The 19,631-nt window shown below is 68.8% G+C and carries 20 protein-coding genes and 1 other annotated feature; of the genes, 11 read left to right on the forward strand and 9 right to left on the reverse strand.

The window, feature by feature from the left end; all coding sequences use genetic code 11:
- Positions 1-7: 7 nt before the first annotated feature.
- Positions 8-1,264 carry a chromate efflux transporter gene (chrA, locus tag BXA00_RS24110; RefSeq protein WP_076520906.1) on the reverse strand — a complete coding sequence of 419 codons (1,257 nt, stop codon included), beginning with the start codon at positions 1,262-1,264 and terminating at the stop codon, positions 8-10.
- A 237-nt stretch (positions 1,265-1,501) separates the two neighbouring features.
- On the opposite strand from chrA, the gene BXA00_RS24115 reads away from it, so the two are divergent.
- Positions 1,502-1,981 carry a carboxymuconolactone decarboxylase family protein gene (locus BXA00_RS24115; RefSeq protein ID WP_076522101.1) on the forward strand — a complete coding sequence of 160 codons (480 nt, stop codon included), beginning with the start codon at positions 1,502-1,504 and terminating at the stop codon, positions 1,979-1,981.
- Positions 1,982-2,025: 44 nt separating this feature from the next.
- Here BXA00_RS24115 and BXA00_RS24120 read toward each other — a convergent pair whose 3' ends face one another.
- Entirely contained in the window at positions 2,026-3,450 is a 1,425-nt protein-coding gene (locus BXA00_RS24120) for a PLP-dependent aminotransferase family protein (RefSeq protein ID WP_076522102.1), read from the reverse strand.
- A 110-nt stretch (positions 3,451-3,560) separates the two neighbouring features.
- On the opposite strand from BXA00_RS24120, the gene BXA00_RS24125 reads away from it, so the two are divergent.
- From BXA00_RS24125 to BXA00_RS24135, 3 genes are all read left to right on the forward strand, one after another.
- Positions 3,561-4,019, forward strand: coding sequence for a GNAT family N-acetyltransferase (locus tag BXA00_RS24125; protein ID WP_076520907.1), 459 nt, complete (start codon positions 3,561-3,563; stop codon positions 4,017-4,019).
- Positions 4,016-4,654 (forward strand): FMN-dependent NADH-azoreductase, encoded by a 639-nt coding sequence (locus tag BXA00_RS24130; protein WP_076520908.1) that lies wholly within the window; start codon positions 4,016-4,018, stop codon positions 4,652-4,654. The genes BXA00_RS24125 and BXA00_RS24130 overlap by 4 nt, the downstream gene beginning before the upstream one ends.
- A 214-nt stretch (positions 4,655-4,868) precedes the next feature.
- Positions 4,869-5,411 carry a hypothetical protein gene (locus tag BXA00_RS24135; protein ID WP_076520909.1) on the forward strand — a complete coding sequence of 181 codons (543 nt, stop codon included), beginning with the start codon at positions 4,869-4,871 and terminating at the stop codon, positions 5,409-5,411.
- 3 nt (positions 5,412-5,414) lie between these two features.
- Here BXA00_RS24135 and BXA00_RS24140 read toward each other — a convergent pair whose 3' ends face one another.
- Positions 5,415-6,992: a TerC family protein gene (locus BXA00_RS24140; protein WP_076520910.1), complete on the reverse strand. Its 1,578-nt coding sequence runs from the start codon at positions 6,990-6,992 to the stop codon at positions 5,415-5,417.
- Between the two features lie 433 nt (positions 6,993-7,425).
- On the reverse strand, positions 7,426-7,635 hold the full coding sequence (locus BXA00_RS24145; protein ID WP_076520911.1) for a hypothetical protein: 210 nt from the start codon (positions 7,633-7,635) through the stop codon (positions 7,426-7,428).
- A 214-nt stretch (positions 7,636-7,849) separates the two neighbouring features.
- Positions 7,850-7,902 (forward strand) — a sequence feature (sul1 is cis-regulatory element that is thought to sense ions involved in sulfur or methionine metabolism; They are found in Alphaproteobacteria).
- Between the two features lie 90 nt (positions 7,903-7,992).
- Between BXA00_RS24145 and BXA00_RS24150 the strand changes: the two genes are divergently transcribed.
- The 6 genes from BXA00_RS24150 (at position 7,993) to BXA00_RS24175 (ending at position 14,414) form a co-directional block, all read left to right on the forward strand.
- On the forward strand, positions 7,993-9,459 hold the full coding sequence (locus BXA00_RS24150) for a SulP family inorganic anion transporter (RefSeq protein WP_076520912.1): 1,467 nt from the start codon (positions 7,993-7,995) through the stop codon (positions 9,457-9,459).
- Positions 9,460-9,578: 119 nt separating this feature from the next.
- A complete protein-coding gene (locus BXA00_RS24155) occupies positions 9,579-10,346 on the forward strand; it encodes an endonuclease/exonuclease/phosphatase family protein (protein WP_076520913.1) in 768 nt (255 codons plus the stop codon).
- Complete coding sequence (gene clsB / locus BXA00_RS24160; RefSeq protein WP_076520914.1) at positions 10,343-11,533, forward strand: cardiolipin synthase ClsB; 1,191 nt, start codon at positions 10,343-10,345, stop codon at positions 11,531-11,533. The genes BXA00_RS24155 and clsB overlap by 4 nt, the downstream gene beginning before the upstream one ends.
- Positions 11,530-12,531, forward strand: a complete 1,002-nt coding sequence (locus BXA00_RS24165; protein ID WP_076520915.1) for a lysylphosphatidylglycerol synthase domain-containing protein — start codon at positions 11,530-11,532, stop codon at positions 12,529-12,531. Before clsB ends, BXA00_RS24165 begins: the two co-directional genes overlap by 4 nt.
- Before the next feature lie 7 nt (positions 12,532-12,538).
- Complete coding sequence (locus BXA00_RS24170) at positions 12,539-13,669, forward strand: DUF3182 family protein (RefSeq protein WP_076520916.1); 1,131 nt, start codon at positions 12,539-12,541, stop codon at positions 13,667-13,669.
- The gene (locus BXA00_RS24175; RefSeq protein ID WP_076520917.1) at positions 13,656-14,414 is read left to right on the forward strand and encodes a S9 family peptidase; all 759 of its coding nucleotides are present in this window, start codon (positions 13,656-13,658) and stop codon (positions 14,412-14,414) included. The genes BXA00_RS24170 and BXA00_RS24175 overlap by 14 nt, the downstream gene beginning before the upstream one ends.
- Positions 14,415-14,438: 24 nt before the next feature.
- Here BXA00_RS24175 and BXA00_RS24180 read toward each other — a convergent pair whose 3' ends face one another.
- The 5 genes from BXA00_RS24180 to BXA00_RS24200 all read right to left on the reverse strand — a co-directional run bounded on the left by BXA00_RS24180 (position 14,439) and on the right by BXA00_RS24200 (position 17,754).
- A complete protein-coding gene (locus BXA00_RS24180) occupies positions 14,439-15,584 on the reverse strand; it encodes a DUF748 domain-containing protein (RefSeq protein ID WP_076520918.1) in 1,146 nt (381 codons plus the stop codon).
- Positions 15,585-15,779: 195 nt separating this feature from the next.
- Positions 15,780-16,481 (reverse strand): PIG-L family deacetylase, encoded by a 702-nt coding sequence (locus BXA00_RS24185; protein ID WP_076520919.1) that lies wholly within the window; start codon positions 16,479-16,481, stop codon positions 15,780-15,782.
- Between the two features lie 22 nt (positions 16,482-16,503).
- Entirely contained in the window at positions 16,504-16,944 is a 441-nt protein-coding gene (locus BXA00_RS24190; protein WP_076520920.1) for a PRC-barrel domain-containing protein, read from the reverse strand.
- 164 nt (positions 16,945-17,108) lie between these two features.
- Complete coding sequence (locus tag BXA00_RS24195) at positions 17,109-17,450, reverse strand: YqjD family protein (RefSeq protein ID WP_076520921.1); 342 nt, start codon at positions 17,448-17,450, stop codon at positions 17,109-17,111.
- Positions 17,451-17,553: 103 nt separating this feature from the next.
- On the reverse strand, positions 17,554-17,754 hold the full coding sequence (locus BXA00_RS24200; RefSeq protein WP_076520922.1) for a hypothetical protein: 201 nt from the start codon (positions 17,752-17,754) through the stop codon (positions 17,554-17,556).
- A gap of 297 nt (positions 17,755-18,051) precedes the next feature.
- Here BXA00_RS24200 and glgA point away from each other — a divergent pair, with 297 nt between their 5' ends.
- The gene (glgA, locus tag BXA00_RS24205; protein WP_076520923.1) at positions 18,052-19,620 is read left to right on the forward strand and encodes a glycogen synthase GlgA; all 1,569 of its coding nucleotides are present in this window, start codon (positions 18,052-18,054) and stop codon (positions 19,618-19,620) included.
- The last annotated feature ends 11 nt before the right edge of the window (positions 19,621-19,631 follow it).

The following is a 19,631-nucleotide window of genomic DNA, read 5'->3' on the forward strand; positions in this document are numbered from 1 at the left end:
GCCAGGGCTAGACCAGCCACCCCAGTGTCCAGCCGCTGGCCGCGGCCAGCAGCACCACCCACAGGGGCGACCAACGGGCGTAGACCAGCAGCGCGAACAGGAGCAGCGCAAGGGCGAAGTCGGCCTTGCCGAGGATGGCGCTGGTCCAGACGGGGTCGTACAGCGCGCCCAGCAGGATGCCGACCACGCTGGCGTTCACGCCCGCCACCATGTTGCGCACGCCGGGACGGCGCCGCAGCGTGTCCCAGAACGGCAGGGCCGCGGTCAGCAGCAAGGCGCCCGGCAGGAAGATGACACACAGCAGCGCCAGCCCGCCCGCCCAGCCGGACAAGGGGCCCGCCGACAGCGCGCCCAGGAACGCCGCGAAGGTGAACAACGGGCCGGGCACGGCCTGCGCTGCGCCATAACCCGCCAGGAAATCCGCGCTGGACACCATGCCCGACGAGACCGATGCGGTCTCCAGCAGCGGCAGCACCACGTGCCCGCCCCCAAAGACCAGGGCCCCGGCGCGGTAGAAGTCCGCGATCTGGCCGGCCAGCGCGCTGTCCGACATCAATGCCCAAAGCGGCAGGCCCGCCATCAGCGCCGCGAAGATGCCCAGCGCGGCCAGGGCCGCGCCGCGCGGCACGCCCGAAGCGCCCTGGGCCAGGATGGGCCGCGGCGGCAATTGCAGGACGACCGCGCCCAGCACCGCGCCCAGCAGGACAGCCGCCATCTGGGAAAACGCGTTGGGCAGCACCACGGTGAGCAGCGCCGCGCCTACCGCGAGGGCGGCGCGGGACCGGTCTGGGCACAGGGAGCGCCCCATGCCCCAGACTGCCTGGGCGACGATGGCCACGGCGGCCACCTTCAGCCCCTGGATCGCCGCCGATCCCGATAGCCAGCCATAGTGGGAAAGGCCCATCGCAAAGCCGATCAGCGCCAGCGCGGACGGCAGCGTGAACGCCACCCAGGCGGCCAGCATGCCGGACCAGCCGGCCCGGCGCAGTCCGATCGCCATGCCGACCTGGCTGCTGGCCGGCCCCGGCAGAAATTGGCACAAGGCCACGAGATCCGAGAAGGCGTAGTCGTCCAGCCATCGGCGGCGGTCGACGAACTCGGCGCGGAAGTAGCCCAGGTGGGCGACCGGACCGCCGAAGGACGTTAAGCCCAGGCGCAGGAACACCAGGAAGACTTCGAGACAGGATCCGCGTCCGCCATGGACGCGCGCGCCTGTCGCTGGTTTGCTGTCGACGTGTTCGTCATGGGGGGATGGATGCGGCATCGGCTTGGGCGTCTTGGACAGGCGGGGTGACGATTTTCAGGCCCCAGATCCAAGCTTATAGCCGGGCCGCGCCGGGGATTCAATCGGATAAATGTCAACGGCGCGCGCCCAAGGCGTGATTGCCCGGCCGCAACATGGTCCATATCGAAAGCCGCTTCATGGCACTTCCGGGTTGGGCCAATGGGCCGCATCATGCGCCTGTCTCCCCTATCACCGACCTTTCAGAAAGGCATGACCATGACCCAGCGCGTGAATTATTTCCAGGTATCCGAAGTGCTGTCCAAGAAGTATCTGGACTTCAGCATGGCGCTCAAGAAGACGCCCGTGGTCCAGGAGCTCGGCCATCTGGTCGACATCCGCGCCTCGCAGATCAACGGCTGCGGATTCTGCCTGGACATGCACGTGAAGGAAGCCACGATCAAGGGCGAACGGGCGCTGCGCCTGCATCATGTCGCCATCTGGCGCGAATCGACGCTCTTTTCGCCGCGCGAACGCGCCGCGCTGGCATGGACCGAGGCGCTGACCGCCTTGGCCCCGCACGGCGTGCCCGACGAGATCTACGAATCCGTCCGCGCCCACTTCTCGGAAAGCGAGTTGTCGGACCTGAGCTTCCTGGTCGTGGCCATCAACGGCTGGAATCGCCTGAATGTGGGCTTTCGCACCGTGCCCGGATCGGCGGACCAGGCCTATGGGCTGGACAAGGCCGGCCTGAACTGAGCCCCGCCGCCCGGCGTTCACCGTTTCCGTTCACCCCTGTCCGCTCACATGAGCGGCAGGATGCGCCGAGCCAGGTCCTGCGCCTGCTGCGCCGATGCGATATTGGTGAAGCTCATGAGCAGGCCGGAGCGGGCATCGGGGGCCGCCGACCAGTGCGACAAGGCGTGCGCGTACAAGCCGTTTTCGAGCATGCGCGCCGCCAGCGCGCGGTCGGTGTGATGGCCCTCCAGGCGCGCCACCAGATGCATGCCGCCCGGCTGGGGATCGATGCGCAGCCGGTTGCCCAGCACGGCGGACAGGGCCGCCGCCGTCGCGTTGCGCCGTTCGCCGTACAGCCGACGCATGCGCTGGATATGGCGCCCAAAATGGCCCTCGTTGATGAATGAAGCCAAAATCGCCTGCGTCAGCGCGGGCGCGCCGCCGGCCAGCAGCCGGCAGAGGCGATCGAACCGCGGCGCCTGCTCTTCGGGCACGACCAGATAGGCCAGGCGCAGCCCGGGAAACAGCACTTTGCTGAACGTCCCCGAATACAGCACGCGGCCCTGGCGATCCAGGCTTTTCAAGGCGGGCAATGGACGGCCGACGTAACGGTACTCGCCGTCGTAGTCGTCCTCGACGATCCACGCGCTGCTGCGCTCGGCCCAGTCCAGAAGCGCCTGGCGCCGGGGCAGCGACAGCGACAGGCAAAGCGGGCTCTGGTGCGCGGGCGTCACGACCGCCGCCCTGGCGCGCGGCTCCAGGACGATGCCCGCCTCTACCACCAGACCCTCGGCGTCCACGCGCACCGGCACCGACTGCATGCCGGCCTGCGCCAGCAGCGCCCGCGTGGGCGGATAGCCCGGGTCTTCGACCCAGACCGCATCGCCGGGCTTGAACAGCGCCTGCATGATGAGCTGCATGGTGTGGTGGTAGCCGGACGTGATGAACACCTGCATCGGGCTGCACTGGATGCCGCGCGCCACCTGCAGGTAGGCGGCGGTCGCCGTCCTGAGCGCCAGCAGGCCTGCGGGATCGGGGTAAGCCAGCTCTGGCGGCTGCATCGCGCGCAGGTGCCGCGCGCCCAGCCGCGCCCAGATCTTGCGCGGAAAGGCGTCCAGCGCGGGCAGCCCCATCTGGAAGGGCATCAGCGCGGCGGGCCGCTGCCAGTTGTCCTCCTGGACCTCGGCGGGCCGGGCCTTGGGCGCGGGCGCGGCGTGCGCCACGGGCTGCAGGTTGGGCGACACGATGGTGCCGGCCTGGCCGCGCGCCTGGATATAGCCTTCGGCCGCAAGCAGCGAATAGGCGACCTCGATGGTGCCGCGGGCCACGCCGATTTCCTTGGCGAGGGCGCGCGCCGACGGAATGCGGTCGCCGGGCTTGAGCGTGCCTTCGGCGATGGCGCCGCGAAAGCGCTCGTAGACCTGGCGGTAGAGCGGATGGGCGGCGGTCTCGGAAACCGAATGCAGCCCGTCGGGCGTGGCAGCGATCATGGCATAGTCCAAAAGCATATTTATGGCCCTTCAAATTATGGCATGCGCTTTTTAAGATTCGTACATCTGCTGCAGCGCTTCCTCGCTCCCCCGACTATCGGTACTGATCCATGAACACGCCCACCCCACATGCGGCCTTGCGCCACCTCGAATCCCCGGACGAATGGCGCGCCTGCCTGCCGCTGATGCAGGAACTGCGGCCCCATCTGGCCGACGCGGACGAATTTGTCCAACGCCTGGCCCGCATGCACCGCGAAAACTATCGCTTGCTGGCCGCGGTAAACGACGGGCGCGCGGTGGCGCTGGCCGGCTACCGCCACCAGGAAAACCTGATCTACGGCCGCTTCCTGTATGTCGACGACCTGGTGGTCGAGTCCTCCGCGCGCGGCAGCCGCTGGGGCGCCCAGTTGCTCGGCGCACTGGACGATCTGGCGCGGGCCACGGACTGCGCCCGGCTCGTGCTCGATACCGGGCTGGGCAACGCGCTGGCGCAGCGCTTTTACTTCCGGCAGGGCCTGTTGACCAGCGCCATCCGGTTCAGCAAACCCTTGAAAGGAACCACCCCATGAGCATTCTTCGCATCCGCTGCAGCCCGCGGGGGCTGGACTCGGAAAGCTATCGGCTGTCGCAGCGCATCGTCGAGCGCCTGCTGCAGGCCCGTCCGGCCGGCGGCATGGACGTCGTCGAGGTCGATGCCACTGCCCTCGCCCATGCGGACAGCGACTACGCGAGCGCCCTGGCCGCGCCCGCGGACCCCGGCGCCGACGTGCTTGGACGCGGGTCGCTGAAGGCGTCCGACGACATGATCCGGATGCTGGAAGACGCCAGCCATATCGTGATCGCCACGCCCATGCACAACTTCACCGTGCCTTCGGCGCTGAAGGCCTGGCTGGACCATGTCGTCCGCGTGCGCAACACGTTCCACATCACCCCGCAGGGCAAGGTGGGCCTGCTGGCGGACCGGCCCGTCTACGTGGCGATTGCCTCCGGGGGCGCGTTCCGTGGCGACGATGCGCGGCAACCCGACTTCCTGACGCCCTATCTGCGGCACGTGCTGGCCACCATCGGCCTGACGCAGGTGACGTTCCTGGCCGTGGAAGGCACCGCGCGCGGTCCCGAGTGGCTCGCGCAGGCCCGCCGGGAGGCGGCGCTTGCGCTGGACCGCATTCCGTTCGCGGCCGCCGTGCCGGAAATGACCGCCTGAGCGCGTGGCGGCCGCAACGCGCAGTCCGGCTGTCCGCGGATACCAGCCGGATGGCGGCCGCCTGCCCTGCCGCCGGGGGGCAGGCGCAACCCATTCTGGCGATACGATCGCGCCGCATTGACACCCGCGATTTAGCCGCTCTACGCTAGGCCGCACTTGCGGTCCAACAGGGGTGTCGTCCTGCCCCGGCGCACCACGGTGCGGGAGGCGTGTCATGACGCTGTGCAGGTCAGGAACCATCGCGTGCGCGCTGCTGTGGCTGGGTTTGCTGGTCCCGGCCGCATCGCAGGCGGCATGCAGCGACAAGACCCTGCGCGGGATGGCGGACGCGGGGCGCAGCGTGGCGACGATCGCCAAGCGCTGCGGCATGACGGTTGCGGCCGTGAAGGACCGCCTGGGAACGGGCGAGGCGAAGTCCAAGCGGGCGCAGCCCGACACCCCGCCGCCCGCCCGCACCCCGCCTGCCGCCGAGGCACCGCCGTCGCCCGCGGCCTCGTCCGCCAGCGGGTCAAAATCCGCCGCAAAGTCGTCCGCAAATCCGGCCGCAAAACCATCGGCAAACCCGGCCGCCAAGCTTGCGCCGGAACCCCAGCCCCATCCGCCCGGCACCGTGCTGGAGCTGTGCGGGTGCTACGGCAACATGCAGTACGGCTTTACCGAGTCGAATGCGCAATGCCTGAGCGGCAAGGCCGTGGCGACGCGGTGCCCGGGGTATTGCCCGGTGAACCGGTCGCCATGGCGGCGCATCTGCAGCTGAGCATCAATCGGCCGCACTGGGCTCCGGCTGGCGCGGGCGCGCATGCACCTGGTCGATGCGCAGGCCATCGCGCCGCGTCACTTCAAAGCCCCAATCGCGCAGCATCACGATGTCGCCCGCGTCCGGAATCCGGCCGCCCGCGCGCAGCAGGCAACCGGCAAGCGTGGCATCGGGATAGTCATCGGCAAGCGCCGGCGCAGCGAGCAGGCGCGCGGCTTCGTCCACCGACAGGCGCCCGCCCAGCAGCCAGGAACCGTCCGACAGCTGCATGGCCTCGGGCAGGTCTTCCCGATGTTCGGGCAGGTCGCCCGCCACCGCCGTCAGCACGTCCAGGGGCGTGACCAGGCCCTCGCACACGCCGTGTTCGTCCACCACGATCAGCATGTGGTCGCGCGAGGCGCGCAGTTCGTCCAGCACCTTGAGCACGGGCGTGGTCTCCAGCACGTAGCGCGGCTCGCGCGCCAGTTCAACGAGGTCGACCGGCCCCGGGTTCTGCAGCAGCGGCAGCACGTCCTTGAAGTGCAGCACGCCCAGCACGTTGGCCGGATCGCCCGCGCACAACGGCAGGCGCGAGTGCCCGCTGGAGAATTTGCGGACGATGCGGTCGGGCGTGTCGGCCACGTCGAGCCAGATCACGTCGCCGCGCGGGACCATGATGGCGCGCACGTCGCGGGCGCCGATGGACAGCACGCGCTCGATCATCGAGCTTTCCTCCGGCGCGAACGCGGGCTCGTCGCCCGCCCCGTCGACCAGGGCCACGACATCATCCACTTGCGACATCGGCTGGCCGGCGCGTCCGCCGCGCAAGAGGCGCAGCACGGCCTGCGCCGTGCGCTGGCGGCGGCCCAGGGCGTGCGTGCCGCGGGCACGGTTACGGCGGGCGAGCTGGTTGCAAAGCTCGATCAGGATGGAGAAGCCGATGGCCGCGTACAGATACCCCTTGGGCACATGGAAGCCCAGGCCCTCGGCCACCAGACTGAAGCCGATCATCAGCAGAAGGCCGAGGCACAGGATCACCACCGTCGGGTGGCGGCCGACGAAGGCCATCAAGGGGCGGCTGGCGACCATCATGACGGCCATCGCCACGACCACGGCGATCATCATGATGCTCAGGTCCTGCACCATGCCCACGGCGGTAATGACCGAGTCCAGCGAGAACACGGCGTCCAGCACCACGATCTGCAGAATGACCTGCCAGAAGACGGCGTGCTGGGGCTTTTGCGCCGAGTCATGGCTGGCGCTGCCTTCGACGCGCTCGTGCAGCTCCATCGTGCCCTTGAAGAGCAGAAAGGCCCCGCCCAGGATCAATATCAGGTCCCTTCCGGAAATTTCCGCGCCCAATACCGTAAAGAGCGGCGCCGTCAGCGTCACCACCCAGGCGATGCTGGCGAGCAGGCCCAGGCGCATCACCAGCGCCAGCGTCAGGCCGATCAGGCGCGCGCGGTTGCGCTGTTCGGGCGGCAGCTTGTCCGCCAGGATGGCGATGAACACCAGGTTGTCGATACCCAGCACAATCTCAAGCACGACCAGCGTCGCCAGGCCAAGCCAGGCGGTGGGGTCGGACATCCAGTCGAAAATCATCAGGTTTCCACGGAAAACGTGAGGCCGCGCGCAACGGGTGCGCGGCGGCGGAAAAGGGAAATGTCGAATGCGTGCCGCACAGGCGGCGACCCCAGCGGGCGCGGCGGCGCGCGGCCGCCCAGGCGCGGGGTGGCCGCCATGGCGATGAGGGGAACGGCGCGCGGCCAGGCATCGCTTGCCGCGGCAAAATCGGGAGGGAACGTCGGGCGCCGGCAGTCAGGATGCGGCGCCCTGCTAGAAGGGGGTTCGTCGTTCATAGATGGCGGATGGCGCCGGGCTGCCGGGGCAGCACAAGGCCGGACGCTCCGCCGTGCTCTCTTGCTTACGGGAAACTGAATACTACCTGAAATCTAGACCCGCCTGCGCGGACCTGGCCGGATCGCCGTTTGAAGGCGGGCCCCGGACCCGTCGCGCGCGGTGGCGGCCAGGGGCGTCAGGTTACGGCGCATCCCTCTGTGCCCTTCGCCACTTTTTCGCGCTGCGCGGCCGGATGGTCCGGTTTGGGCTGGCTGGTCTTGCGGACATCCGCCTCGGCCGTCTTGGTCTGGGCGACCAGCGTTTTCTCGACGGTTTGCGCCGACACGGACGTCGCGAGCAGGCAGGTCAGCGCAGCGGCGCAAAGATACATCTTTCGGGTCTTCATGATGGCTCCTTCATCGGCAACGGTGGCCCGGCGGCGGCCACGCCAGAGGAACCTGGCGCGTCGCCCTGACGCGGGATCGGCAGACACACAGGGGCAAGTCGCGTGCCTGAGCCCTGGCCGGGGATCCCGCTAATACGACGCAGGTACGAGGCAGGTACAATCACGGTCGCCGCATCCGCAACGGATGCGCGGCCGCGACGCCGTCGCGGTGTTGGATGGACCCGGCTTGCCGGGTGGCTCGGCCGGGCGCCTATCCCTCGGACAACCCTCAAGCACCCCAGGGCGTTCGCCCAACCCTGACGCGCACGCCGCGCAGCGCGACCACGCCCCGCTTGCTCAATTCAACTTACCCAATCCATGACAGTTCTTTCCAGATTGCGCCGTGAATGGATGGCCAATCCGCGCGCAGACATTCTTTCGGGCGTGCTGGTCGCGCTTGCCCTGATCCCGGAAGCCATCGGCTTTTCGATCATCGCGGGCGTGGACCCCGGCGTGGGGCTGTATGCCTCGTTTTCCATCGCGCTCATCATTGCGTTCACGGGCGGGCGGCCCGGCATGATTTCGGCGGCGACCGCGGCCGTGGCCGTCCTGGTCGCGCCGCTGGTGCGCGAACACGGCATCGGCTATCTGTTCGCCGCCACGGTCCTCATGGGGCTGTTGCAGATCGTGGCCGGCTTCCTGCGGCTGGACCTGCTGATGCAGTACGTCTCCCGTTCCGTGGTGACGGGCTTTGTGAACGCGCTGGCCATCCTGATCTTCACGGCGCAGCTGCCGCAGCTGATCGGCGTGACATGGGTCACCTACGCCATGGTCGCGGCCGCGCTGGCCGTCATCTACCTGCTGCCCAGGCTCACCACCGCGGTGCCGTCGCCGCTGGTGGCCATCATCGTGATGACGGCCGTGTCCATCTATGCCGGCCTGGACGTCAACAAGGTGGGCGATATGGGCGCCCTGCCCTCCACCCTGCCCGCGTTCATGATTCCGGACGTGCCCTTCACGCTGGAGACGCTGCGCATCATCCTGCCGTACTCGCTGACGATGGCGGCGGTCGGGCTGCTGGAATCGATGATGACGGCGCAGATCGTCGACGACATGACCGATACGCCCAGCGACAAGCGACGCGAATGCAGGGGCCAGGGCATCGCCAACCTCGTCACGGGCTTTCTGGGGGGGATGGGCGGATGCGCCATGATCGGGCAGTCCGTCATCAATGTCCGCTCCGGGGGCCGGACCCGCCTGTCCACCTTTGTGGCCGGCGTGTTCCTGCTGTTCCTGATCGTGGCGCTGGGCCCGCTGGTGGCGCAGATTCCCATGCCGGCGCTGGTGGCCGTGATGATCATGGTGTCGATCGGCACGTTCAACTGGCGATCGATCCGCAACCTGGGCTCGCACCCCTGGCAGTCGTCGGTGGTCATGCTGGCCACCGTGGCCGTGGTGGTGTGGACCCACGATCTGGCCCGCGGCGTCCTGGTCGGGGTGGTGCTGAGCGGTCTGTTCTTTGCCAGCAAGGTGAAAGGACTGCTCGGCATCGCCACGTCGCTGTCCGACGATGGCCGCACCCGTACCTACCGGGTCTCGGGGCAGGTCTTCTTTGCGTCGGCGTCCCGGTTTTCCGCGGCGATCGACTTCCATGAGGCCGTGGACCGCGTCGTCATCGACCTGACGGATGCGCATTTCTGGGACATTTCGGCCGTGGGTGAACTGGACAAAGTGTCGCTCAAGCTGCGCCGGGCCGGCCGGCAGGTCGACGTGGTGGGACTGAATCAGGCCAGCGCGACCCTGGTCGGCCGCTACGCGCAGCCGGGCGCCAGCGCGGGGCATTAGGCCACATCCGGGCCGGCCGCGCACCCACGCGCGCGGCCGCAGGCGATCGCGCACATAGTTTGTTACGTGGCGGGCACGCCGCTTGCTCCATCCGGCAGATCGTAACCGCCGGAGTTTTCATGCCCGCTTCGCATTACATCGACGCCACGACGCTGACGGTGCTGTCGGTCAATACCCACAAGGGCTTCACCAGCTTCAACCGCCGCTTCATGCTGCACGATCTGCGTGAAGCGCTGCGCACCGCCGCGCCGGACGTGGTCTTCCTGCAGGAGGTCCTGGGCGAACACCAGACCCACGCGGAAAGGCATGAGTCCTGGCCGGACCAGTCGCAGTACGAATTCCTTGCCGACACGCTGTGGACGGATTACGCCTACGGCCGCAACGCCGTCTATCCCGAAGGCCACCACGGCAACGCCATCCTGTCGCGCTATCCGATCGAAACCCATCAGAACCACGACGTGAGCGTTGATGGCCACGAAGGCCGCGGGCTGTTGCACTGCGTGCTGCGCCCGCCGTCCCTCGCCTCGCCGGTGCACGCGATCTGCGTGCATCTGGGCCTGCTGGAACGCCATCGGGGCGCGCAACTGCGCCAGTTGTGCGAACTGGTCACTCACGGGGTGCCGCAAGACGAGCCGCTGCTCATCGCGGGCGACTTCAACGACTGGCGCCTGCGCGCGGACACGCTGATGCGCGACTGCGGGACGCGCGAGGTGTTCACCTCGCGGCTGGGCCGCCCCGCCCGGACGTTCCCGGCGCGCTGGCCCCTGCTGCGGCTGGACCGCATCTATGTGCGCGGCGTGCGCGACTGGCAGCCGGTGCCGCTGGCGTCTCGCGTGTGGTCGCGCCTTTCCGATCATGTGCCTATCTGCGCGGAGATTGCGCTATGAACCTCGGCTGGCGTGAAAACAACCGATATACCTTGCTGGAAAACGGCACGGAGTACTTTCCTGCCGTCGTGGAGGCCGTCGACGCCGCGCAGAGCGAGGTGCTGGTGGAAACCTTCATCCTGTTCGACGACGCCGTCGGCCAGGAAATCCAGCAAGCCCTGATCCGGGCCGCCCGGCGCGGCGTCAGCGTGGATCTCCTGGTGGATGGCTACGGGTCCGACGAGCTCAGCGACGCCTTCATCGGCGCCATGACCGAGGCCGGCGTGCGCTTTCATGTGTTTGACCCGCGGCCGCGCTTTCTGGGCGTGCGCACGAACGTCTTCCGGCGCATGCACCGCAAGATCGTGGCGGTGGACCGGGAACGCTCTTTCATCGGCGGCATCAATTTTTCGGCGGATCACCTGCCCGAATACGGCCCCGAGGCCAAACAGGACTATGCCGTCCTGGTCGAAGGGCCGCTGGCTGCCGACATCGCCGACTATGCGCGCGCCGCGCTGGGCGAAGGCCGGCGACGGTTGCGGCGGCGCCCTGCGCGGCTGGACCCCCTGCCCGCCGGAGATGGCGGCGGCCGCCTGGTGGTGCGCGACAACGACAGCCATCGCAGCGACATCGAACGCTATTACCGCGCGGGCGTGCGCTCGGCGCGGTCCGATGTGCTCATCGCCAATGCGTATTTCTTTCCCGGCTACCACCTGCTGCGCGATCTGGTCAAAGCGGCCCGCCGCGGCGTGCGCGTGCGGCTGCTGCTGCAGGGCGAACCCGACGTGCTCGTCGCCCGCCTGGCGGCGTCGATGCTCTACGACTACCTGATGGACTCGGGCGTGCAGATCTATGAATACTGCAAGCGCCCGCTGCACGGCAAGGTGGCGTGCGTGGACGACGACTGGTCGACGATAGGCTCCAGCAACCTGGACCCCCTGAGCCTCGCGCTGAACCTGGAGGCCAACGTGGTGGTGCGCGACGCCTCGCTGAACGCCGACCTGCGCCAAAGCCTGGACCGGCTGATCGCGGAGGACTGCCGGCCGGTGGAAATGCCCAAGAATTCGCGGCGCCGGCTGCGCCGCCTGTGGCTGGGCGTGGTGGTGTTCCACTTCCTGCGGCGCTTCCCCGCCTGGGCCGGCAGCCTGCCCGCGCACAAGCCGCATCTGCAGACGGTCAGCCCAGACACGGGCCGGGAGACGGCATGAAGATTCTCCATACGTCGCCCATGCGGGCCTTGCGCCGTCGCTGGCCCCGCATCAAGCGCGTCCTGCCCGTGCTGGTGCTGATCGTGGTGGCCGCCCTGCTGTATTACTTCGGCCGCTCGGTGGACTGGCCGCAGGTCTGGGTCGCGATGCGCAAGATCCCGGGCCAGACCATCGCGATCGCGGGCGGGCTGGTGGTCGCGGGCTACCTGGCCTACGGCAGCCTGGACCTGCTGGGCAAAAAGTACACGCGCCACAACCTGCCCGCGCCCAAGGCGCTGGGCGTGGCGATGCTGAGCTACGCGCTGAACCTGAACCTGGGTGTGCTGGTGGGCGGTCTGGGTGCGCGTCTGCGCCTGTACACGCGGCTGGGCTGCCGCAAGTCCGTCGCGACCCGCGTGGCCCTGTTTGCCGCGGCCTCCAACTGGATCGGCTACGCCTGGCTGGCCGGGGCGCTGTTCGCGCTGGGCGTGGTCCCGGTGCCGGACGGCTGGGAAATCGGTTCGGGCATGCTGCGGCTACTGGGTGTGGGACTGCTTGCCCTGGGTATCGCCTATGTGGCGACCTGCGCGCGGGCGAAGCAGCGCAGCGTGACCTGGATGGGGCACCACATCGCGCTGCCGCGTGCGCGCATGGCGGTGGCCCAGTGCGCCGTGGCGGCGTTGTCCTGGTCCATCATGGGGGCCATCGTCTACGTGTTGCTGCAAGGCAAGGCGAGCTATCCCGCCGTGCTGGGCATCCTGCTGTGCACCAGTTTCGCGTCGGTCATCACGCGCGTGCCGGGCGGGCTGGGCACGACGGAAGCCATTTTCGTGGCCGCACTGGGTTCGCAGATTCCGCCGACCGAGGTGCTGGGCGCCGCGTTGGCGTACCGCGCGGTGTATGCGTTGGCGCCGCTGTGCCTGGCACTGGCGGCCTATCCCCTGATCGAGTTGCGGCTGGGCATGCGGCGGCGCAAGGACGAGGCCGCTCCCCCCACGCAGGTGCGGCGTTCGCTTTGAGGCCCCTATGAGTCATCCGCAAACCCAGACATCCGGCACGGTCGCCGCCTATCCGCGGCGCGCTGGCGCATCCGAACACGAAATCGCTTCCCAGGAAGCCCTGGCCTTGCGGCTGGCGGCGCTGCTGGGCCGGCGTTTCACGCCAGGCTTTCGGCCGACGCGCAACCGCGGCGAGCCCCCGCCCTATTACGTGCCGGACCGCAGCATCACCAGCCTGGCCCGCGCCAGCAAGCTGGGCATCGCGCGCGCCGCCGACCTGTTCGGCGGCGTGACCCCGCACGCCTTCGTGGCCACGAAGACCATCACCCATGGCCTGGTGGACGCCCAGGCCAAGGCGCCGCAGGGGTGGGTCCGCAGCCTGGGCGAGGCGCTGAGCGAGGTTGTTCTGTCCGGATTCAGCGCCTTTACGCTGGACGACGCCCATCGGGCCGGCGAACGGCTGCTCAGGCGCGGAGCGTTGCGCCTGAAGCCCGCCGACGCCACCGCGGGCCGCGGCCAGATCGTCGTGCGCGACGCGCGCGAACTGCAGGCCGCGCTGGCCGGTCAGGACGCCGCGTCGGTGCGCCGGCTGGGCCTGGTGCTGGAGGAAGACCTGGCGCAGATCGAAACCTACAGCGTCGGCTGGGTGCGCGTGGGCAGGCTGGAGGCGTCCTATGTGGGCACGCAGTGCCTCACCCCGGACAACAACGGCGTGCCCGTCTATGGCGGTTCGACGCTGATGCTCGCCCGCGGCGGTTTTGACCAGTTGCGGGCGTTGGACCTGTCCGGCGAGCAACGGCAAGCCGTGGACCTGGCCTGCCGCTACGACACGGCGGTGTCCACCGCCTATCCGGCATTTTTCGCGTCGCGCCGCAATTACGACGTCGCCATCGGCCGCAATGCCCAGGGCGCGCCCCGCGCGGGCGTGCTCGAACAATCCTGGCGCGCGGGCGGCGCCAGCATCGCCGAGATCGCCGGGCTGCAGGCCTTCATGCTGTCGCCATCGCTCAAGCATGTCGCGGCGTTCACGCGGGAACGCTACGGGCCAGACGAGCCCGAGCCGACCTCGCAGCACCATGTGTATCGCGGCGAAGATTCCGCCGTCGGTATGATCACCAAATCGGGGGGCATCCTGGAGGAAACCCATGGCCGCACTTAGCGACCCGATCGACATCGAAGTGGCGGACCAGCGCCTGGCCGGCACGTTTCTCACGCCCGAAAGCAAGGTGCCCGGCGTGCTGTTCATACACGGCTGGGGCGGCGACCAGAAATTCGACCTGGCGCGGGCCAAGGGCATCGCGGCGCTGGGCTGCGTGTGCCTGACGTTTGACCTGCGCGGCCACGCCGCCACGCAGGCCCAGCAGATGCAGGTCTCGCGCGACGACAACCTGCGCGACGTCATGGCCGCCTACGACCGGCTGGCGTCCCACCCGTCGCTCGACAGCGGCTCGGTGGCGGTGGTGGGCAGCAGCTACGGCGGTTACCTGGCCGCCATCCTGAGCGGGCTGCGCCGCGTGCGCTGGCTGGCGCTGCACGTGCCCGCGCTGTATCGCGACGATGAATGGATGCTGCCCAAGAACCAGCTCAACCGCGAGACGCTGCGCGCCTATCGCAATACCCACGTCGAACCCGAAAGCAACCGCGCGCTGGCGTCCTGCGCCACGTTCACGGGCGACGTGCTCATCGTGGAGGCCGAGCATGACATCTACATTCCGCACTCCACGATCATGAGCTATCGGTCGGCGTTCCGGCGCTCGCATTCGCTGACCCACCGCATCCTGGACGGCGCGGACCATGCCTTGAGCGACAAGGCTTCGCAGCAGGCCTACACGTCGATCCTGGTGAACTGGGTGACCGAGATGGTCATGGGTGCGCGCGTCGGGCGGCCCCGGCCGGTGCCCTGAACCGGGCGCCGCGGCGCAGATGGCTCACTGCTTTTTCTCTGGCGTCGACTTCTCTGGCGTCGACTTCTCGGGCGACAACAGGTCCGATAGCGCGTTGCCCAGCTCTTTCACCGCACCCGCGACGCCTTCGGCGGCGCCCTCCGCGCCCACGCCGATGGCATGGCCGAAGCCTTGCGCGACCTGGGCCGAGAAGCCGCGCGTGACGGAGAACTTTGGATTGTCCAGCCGGCCGGACAGCGCGAATTCGAAGCGCACCGTGCCGCTCTTGTCCTTGAGCGCCGCCAACACCGCCTTGCGCGGCAGGCTGAAGAGGCTGCCGTCCCCGCTGAATTTCAGGTTGTGCAGCGCGACCGTGCCCGACGCCTTCAACTCGCGCTCGACGATGGAGGTCTTCATGTCCAGGTCCATCGAGCCGCCCGACAGCGATCCGGCGCCATTCTCGGCCAGGTACGGCGCGGCGTAGCGGATATCCATATTGCGCGCCGCCACGGTCATGTCGGCGTCCGCGCCGCCCACGACGACCTTGCCCTGCGCGCGCACGGTCGCCTCGCCGTTGCGGTTGTCCTGGACGGTGCCGCTGAATGCCATGTCGCTGGCCGACCCGTCGCCCGGAATCACCAGCGGCTGCAGGCGCGCCTGCACCGCAGTGAAGGGAATACGGTGCGGGGGCTTTGACACCGCACCGTCCAGGTATTCCAGGCGCCCGTCGCGCAGGATCAATTCATCGACGTGGACGGGACCATCGCGCCGCGACCTGCCTGCGCCGCCATCGCCCGCCCGAAGCGCGGCCTGCAACGCCGGCGCGATCTGCATGACGCCATCCGGACTGCGCACGACGGCAAAGTCGAAGCCTTCGACGACGATGCTTTTGAACACGGCCTCGCGCCGCAGGAAGGCCGTCCATTCCGGCTCGAGCTCGACGCGGCGCGCGCGCGCGCCCGGCTGGCCGGAAGCGCCAGTCACGGCGACATCGGTCAGCACGACCTGCCGCAGCCCGACCTGCACATTGCCGACCTGGCCGCGCGGCCCGAGGATGCTGGCGATGCGCTGCTCGACCACGCGGGTCGCGGCCAGCGCCAGGACGCCGAGCACCGCGGCGATCAGGAGCAGGATGGCCAGGGCCGTGCCCCAGCGCGACCGGCCGCGCGCGGCGGCTGCATTCGAACTCATTGCGGCTTCCGTAGTTGGGTGGGAAAGCGTTGGGTGGGAAAGCGTTGGGTGGGAAAGCGGCACCATGCGCGCCGCCTTCCCTGCACCATAGCGAGGCGCGGCGCGCGGCGCAACCCGAGCATCGTCCGGGATGCGCAATCTTTCATCAATGGCCGAAAAGGATGAGGCCGGCCGAAGCGTTCGTGATGATCCGGCTCATGCAATCTGGTCTCTCCGCCACGACAGGCGCCAGTAGCGCTCGGGATGGGGCGCCCCTTGCGCCGCGGCCGCCGGCAATGCCGCCTCGTCGATGTTGCCCGCCAGGCAGTTCCTTGCCGCCCGCGCGCGATCTCGCGCGCGGGCCATGTCGACCTGCGCCGCGACGTCGATCGGCGATGCCAGGATATGCCGCCGCAGCAACGAGGCCAGCCGTTCCTGGACGACACCGGGTTCGCCGTCAGCCACCTCTTCATAAGTGATCCACTCGACGCGCTGGAACAGCGCGCGGATGGTCAGGCAGGCATCGGATACGCGCACATGGGCCGCGCGGCCCAGCCCCAGCGGCATCAGGATGACGCGCGGCCGCAGCGCGGAAAGGGCCGCGGCCAGGGCGCCCGTCAGCCGCCCCTCTTCCCCGCTGACCAGGTACTGCCCGTCCAGCAGATCCATCTGCGCACCGCGCACGCCCAGCAGGGACAAGGCCCGATCGCTGAGCGCATGGCGGGCCTGCACGGCCTGGCGGCCGCTCGTGAACCCGCGGCTGCGGTCCGCATCGCTCACATGCCCGGCCAGCAACGGCATGCCCGAATACACCGTGAGCACGGTGCTGTCGGGGCGTGCCGCGAGCAGGCCCGCGCAACTGGCCGCGGCGTCGTTGAAATGAGGGGATACCGCAACCAGTCTGCCTTCGCGGAGCATGCCAACCTCTCTTTGTCCGGGCCTACCAGTAGGGGGGCTGGTTGTAATACTGATGGATGCCGCGCGCCCAGGTCTCATCGGCCATGCTCGGCCAATTGTCCTTGTCAAAGCCCTCGGCATTCTTGAGCACCTCCTTGGCCACATTCAGCACGAAGCACTTGCGGTCGGTATCCAGCGTCAGCGCGCTCCACGGAATGGCGTAGAGCTTGTCGCCGATACCCAGGACGCCGCCGCGCGACAGCACCGCGTAGGCGATGCGCCCGTGCGGCACGTCCAGCATGATGTCCTGGATGCTGCCCAGCGACTCGCCGGCGGGGTTGTAGACGTCATTGCCTTCCAGCGTGCCGGCCGCCATGATCTGCGGGCCCGGGCCGCTCGGATCGCGCTTCGGTCCGCCCACGATCCGGGTCTCGCCCTGCGCCTGACCGGCGCCGGCCGTTGTCGGGTTCATCGTCTGGTTCATGGTGTGTCTCCTTGGATGACCGCTTCCCCGCAAGCCATGTGCCATGCCTGTGTCCGTGGCCGGCGGGCAGCGTTTCTGGCTTCTCGTCCTCCAAAACCGGCCGGGGCCGGCCCCGTGCGCTGACGGGACCGGCCCCGGCCGGCCGATTGCGCGCGCCGCGCGCGTCAACGACGCCTGCCGTGGTCGGACATCATGCAGATGCCCGCGAGCACGCCGATCAGCGCCGCGCCGGCAATGCTTTTCCACGCGTTTTCATGGACGTACTCGTCCGTGGCGTGCGACACCTCGCGCGCACGGTTCCAGGCGGCGCGCTCCCAGCCGCGGGCATGGTCGCGCGCCGCGTCGAGCTGCTGCTTGAGCTTGTCGCGCGCGGCCTCGATTTCCGTGCCGCTGTAGCTGGCGGTGCTGCGCAGCAGATCCTCGGTGCCCGATATCAGATCGCGCATCGTCCGTGAGGACGTGTCCGACGAGTCAAACATGTCGCGCAGCCTATCTCGCTTGTTCATATGTTCTCCTTTTGAAAAAAAGTGGCGGACCGTTGCCCGGCGGCAAGGCGCTCGCGGGATGCCTCCGCAAGCCGCATGCCATGCCCGGACCGGTCACGCCCGGTCATAGCCGGTCGATGCCCGGCGTCTGCTGCGGGTCCACGCCCGGCATGGGATTGGGAATGCTGTCGGGGGGCCAGCGGCCCTTGTCGTCCTTGCCCGATCCGGGGGGCTTGGGCTGGGGCTGCTCGGCAGGCGCCTGATCGGGGGCACGCTGCCCGCCCTGCCCGGGTGTTGGGGTATCCGTCCCTGCGGGGTTTGCCATGGTGTGCTCCTGACTTGTGGGTGGCCGGGAATTGCTGCAACACCCCGGCAGCAACCGCCGTTCCCGCCGAGCGTGGCAAATTGGGTGCATGGCCGCGGCTAAAAATTACAAAGCGGCACGGCAATGAAAGGCGGCCCCGGGCCCTTTCCCCCTTTGGACGAGCGCCATTCTGCTGCACTGCGCAATTTCTGCGTTACGGGGCGGTTTGGGCACGCGGCTTGCGTAAGGGAAGGCCTCGGCGTCATCGCGATCGAATCGCTCTATTCGCGACCGCGGCCAAATCACCTGGAGCAAGGCATGGCAAAGACAAGAACCCTGATCGCGGCGGGAGAAGCCTTCCCCCTGGCCAAAACAGGCGGCCTGGGAGATGCCATTACCGGCATGGCGCGCGCACTGGTAGAAGCGCGGATGCCCCTGACCGTGCTGTTGCCGGCCTATCGGGGCGTGCGGGCCAAACTCAATCGAGTGCGTACCGTGGCGACCCTGCAGGACCTGCCGGGCGGGCCCGCCGTGCTTCTGGAGGGCAAGTGCCCGCAATCGGGGCTGGATTACCTGATCCTGGAAAACGACGCCCTGTATGACCGCGGCGGCCTGTATGCCGACGAGAACGGGCGCGAACACCCGGACAATGGCCTGCGCTACGCCGCGCTGTCGCACGCCGCGGTGCGCGTGGCCGCGGGCCTGCCCGGCCTGGTGCGCCCCACCCTGGTGCATGCGCACGACTGGCACGCCGGCCTGGTGCCGCTGCTGCTGCGCGCGGCCAACCTGCCCGACGTGAAGAGCGTGGTGACGATCCACAATCTGGCGTTCCAGGGCCTTTTCCCGATGTCGTGCGCGGATGAGTTCGGCGTGCCCGAGTGGGCGCGCAACGACGATGGCGTCCAGGCCTGGGGCCAGATCAATTTCCTGAAGGCCGGCATCCGCTATGCCGACCGCGTCACGACGGTCAGCCACACCTACGCCCGCGAAATCATGACCCCCGCCTTCGGCTGCGGCCTGGACGCGCTGCTGCGCAGCCGCGCCGACGACCTGCTGCCGATTCCCAACGGCATCGACGACGTGCTGTGGAACCCCGCGCGCGACCCGTACCTGCGCAGCCACCGCTATTCGGTGCGCGACATGACGAACAAGATCCACTGCAAGGCGGCGTTGCAGCGCGAATTCGGCCTGCGGCCAGACCCGGGCGCCACCGTGCTGGGCATGGGCAACCGGCTGACCGAGCAGAAGATGGCCGACGTGGCGGTGCATGCGCTGCCCGAAGCGCTGGATCGGCACCCCGGATTGCAGATCGTCATCCTGGGCCAGGGCGACCACCGCCTGGAGGAAGCGCTGAAGGACATCGCGCGCCGCTACCCCGGCCGCTGCGGCGTCCACATCGGCTACGACGAAGGCATCGCGCATCGCCTGCACGCCGGGTCGGACATCCTGCTGCACGCCAGCCGCTTCGAGCCCTTCGGCCTGACGCCGCTCTACGCCATGCGCTACGGCACCTTGCCGATCGGATCGCGCGTGGGCGGGATGGCAGACACCATCCAGGACCCGGGCGCGCGCGCGCCGCTGTCCGCCATGGCATCGGCCAACGGCCTGCTGTTCGAAGGCGATACGCCCGAGGCCATGAGCGCCGCCATTGAACGCGCGCTCGACCTGCGCGCGCACGGCATCCTCTGGCGGCTGATGCAGCGCAATGCGATGAACGCCGACTTCGGCTGGCGTTCGGCCGTGAGCCTCTACGCCAGCCTCTACCGCTCGCTGGTGGAGCCGGAATACCGCGACGCGGCGCCCGCGCCGGCCGTGCAACCGGCCAGCGTCTCCGCGGTCAACCGCCGCCCGCAGCGCACGAGTGGCGCCATGCCAGCCGCCATCTGACAAGGAGCGAG

This window comes from Achromobacter sp. MFA1 R4, assembly GCF_900156745.1.
GTDB lineage: Bacteria > Pseudomonadota > Gammaproteobacteria > Burkholderiales > Burkholderiaceae_B > Achromobacter.

Excerpts from the sequence above, each read along its gene's own strand:
- BXA00_RS24170 (WP_076520916.1), top strand. The coding sequence starts at position 12,539 with ATGAGTCATCCGCAAACCCAGACATCCGGCACGGTCGCCGCCTATCCG.
- BXA00_RS24145 (WP_076520911.1), bottom strand. The coding sequence starts at position 7,635 with ATGAAGACCCGAAAGATGTATCTTTGCGCCGCTGCGCTGACCTGCCTG.
- BXA00_RS24135 (WP_076520909.1), top strand. The coding sequence starts at position 4,869 with ATGACGCTGTGCAGGTCAGGAACCATCGCGTGCGCGCTGCTGTGGCTG.
- BXA00_RS24180 (WP_076520918.1), bottom strand. The coding sequence starts at position 15,584 with ATGAGTTCGAATGCAGCCGCCGCGCGCGGCCGGTCGCGCTGGGGCACG.
- glgA (WP_076520923.1), top strand. The coding sequence starts at position 18,052 with ATGGCAAAGACAAGAACCCTGATCGCGGCGGGAGAAGCCTTCCCCCTG.
- BXA00_RS24125 (WP_076520907.1), top strand. The coding sequence starts at position 3,561 with ATGAACACGCCCACCCCACATGCGGCCTTGCGCCACCTCGAATCCCCG.
- BXA00_RS24155 (WP_076520913.1), top strand. The coding sequence starts at position 9,579 with ATGCCCGCTTCGCATTACATCGACGCCACGACGCTGACGGTGCTGTCG.
- BXA00_RS24120 (WP_076522102.1), bottom strand. The coding sequence starts at position 3,450 with ATGATCGCTGCCACGCCCGACGGGCTGCATTCGGTTTCCGAGACCGCC.
- clsB (WP_076520914.1), top strand. The coding sequence starts at position 10,343 with ATGAACCTCGGCTGGCGTGAAAACAACCGATATACCTTGCTGGAAAAC.
- BXA00_RS24165 (WP_076520915.1), top strand. The coding sequence starts at position 11,530 with ATGAAGATTCTCCATACGTCGCCCATGCGGGCCTTGCGCCGTCGCTGG.
- BXA00_RS24130 (WP_076520908.1), top strand. The coding sequence starts at position 4,016 with ATGAGCATTCTTCGCATCCGCTGCAGCCCGCGGGGGCTGGACTCGGAA.
- BXA00_RS24200 (WP_076520922.1), bottom strand. The coding sequence starts at position 17,754 with ATGGCAAACCCCGCAGGGACGGATACCCCAACACCCGGGCAGGGCGGG.
- BXA00_RS24185 (WP_076520919.1), bottom strand. The coding sequence starts at position 16,481 with ATGCTCCGCGAAGGCAGACTGGTTGCGGTATCCCCTCATTTCAACGAC.
- chrA (WP_076520906.1), bottom strand. The coding sequence starts at position 1,264 with ATGCCGCATCCATCCCCCCATGACGAACACGTCGACAGCAAACCAGCG.
- BXA00_RS24150 (WP_076520912.1), top strand. The coding sequence starts at position 7,993 with ATGACAGTTCTTTCCAGATTGCGCCGTGAATGGATGGCCAATCCGCGC.
- BXA00_RS24175 (WP_076520917.1), top strand. The coding sequence starts at position 13,656 with ATGGCCGCACTTAGCGACCCGATCGACATCGAAGTGGCGGACCAGCGC.
- BXA00_RS24195 (WP_076520921.1), bottom strand. The coding sequence starts at position 17,450 with ATGAACAAGCGAGATAGGCTGCGCGACATGTTTGACTCGTCGGACACG.
- BXA00_RS24140 (WP_076520910.1), bottom strand. The coding sequence starts at position 6,992 with ATGATTTTCGACTGGATGTCCGACCCCACCGCCTGGCTTGGCCTGGCG.
- BXA00_RS24190 (WP_076520920.1), bottom strand. The coding sequence starts at position 16,944 with ATGAACCAGACGATGAACCCGACAACGGCCGGCGCCGGTCAGGCGCAG.
- BXA00_RS24115 (WP_076522101.1), top strand. The coding sequence starts at position 1,502 with ATGACCCAGCGCGTGAATTATTTCCAGGTATCCGAAGTGCTGTCCAAG.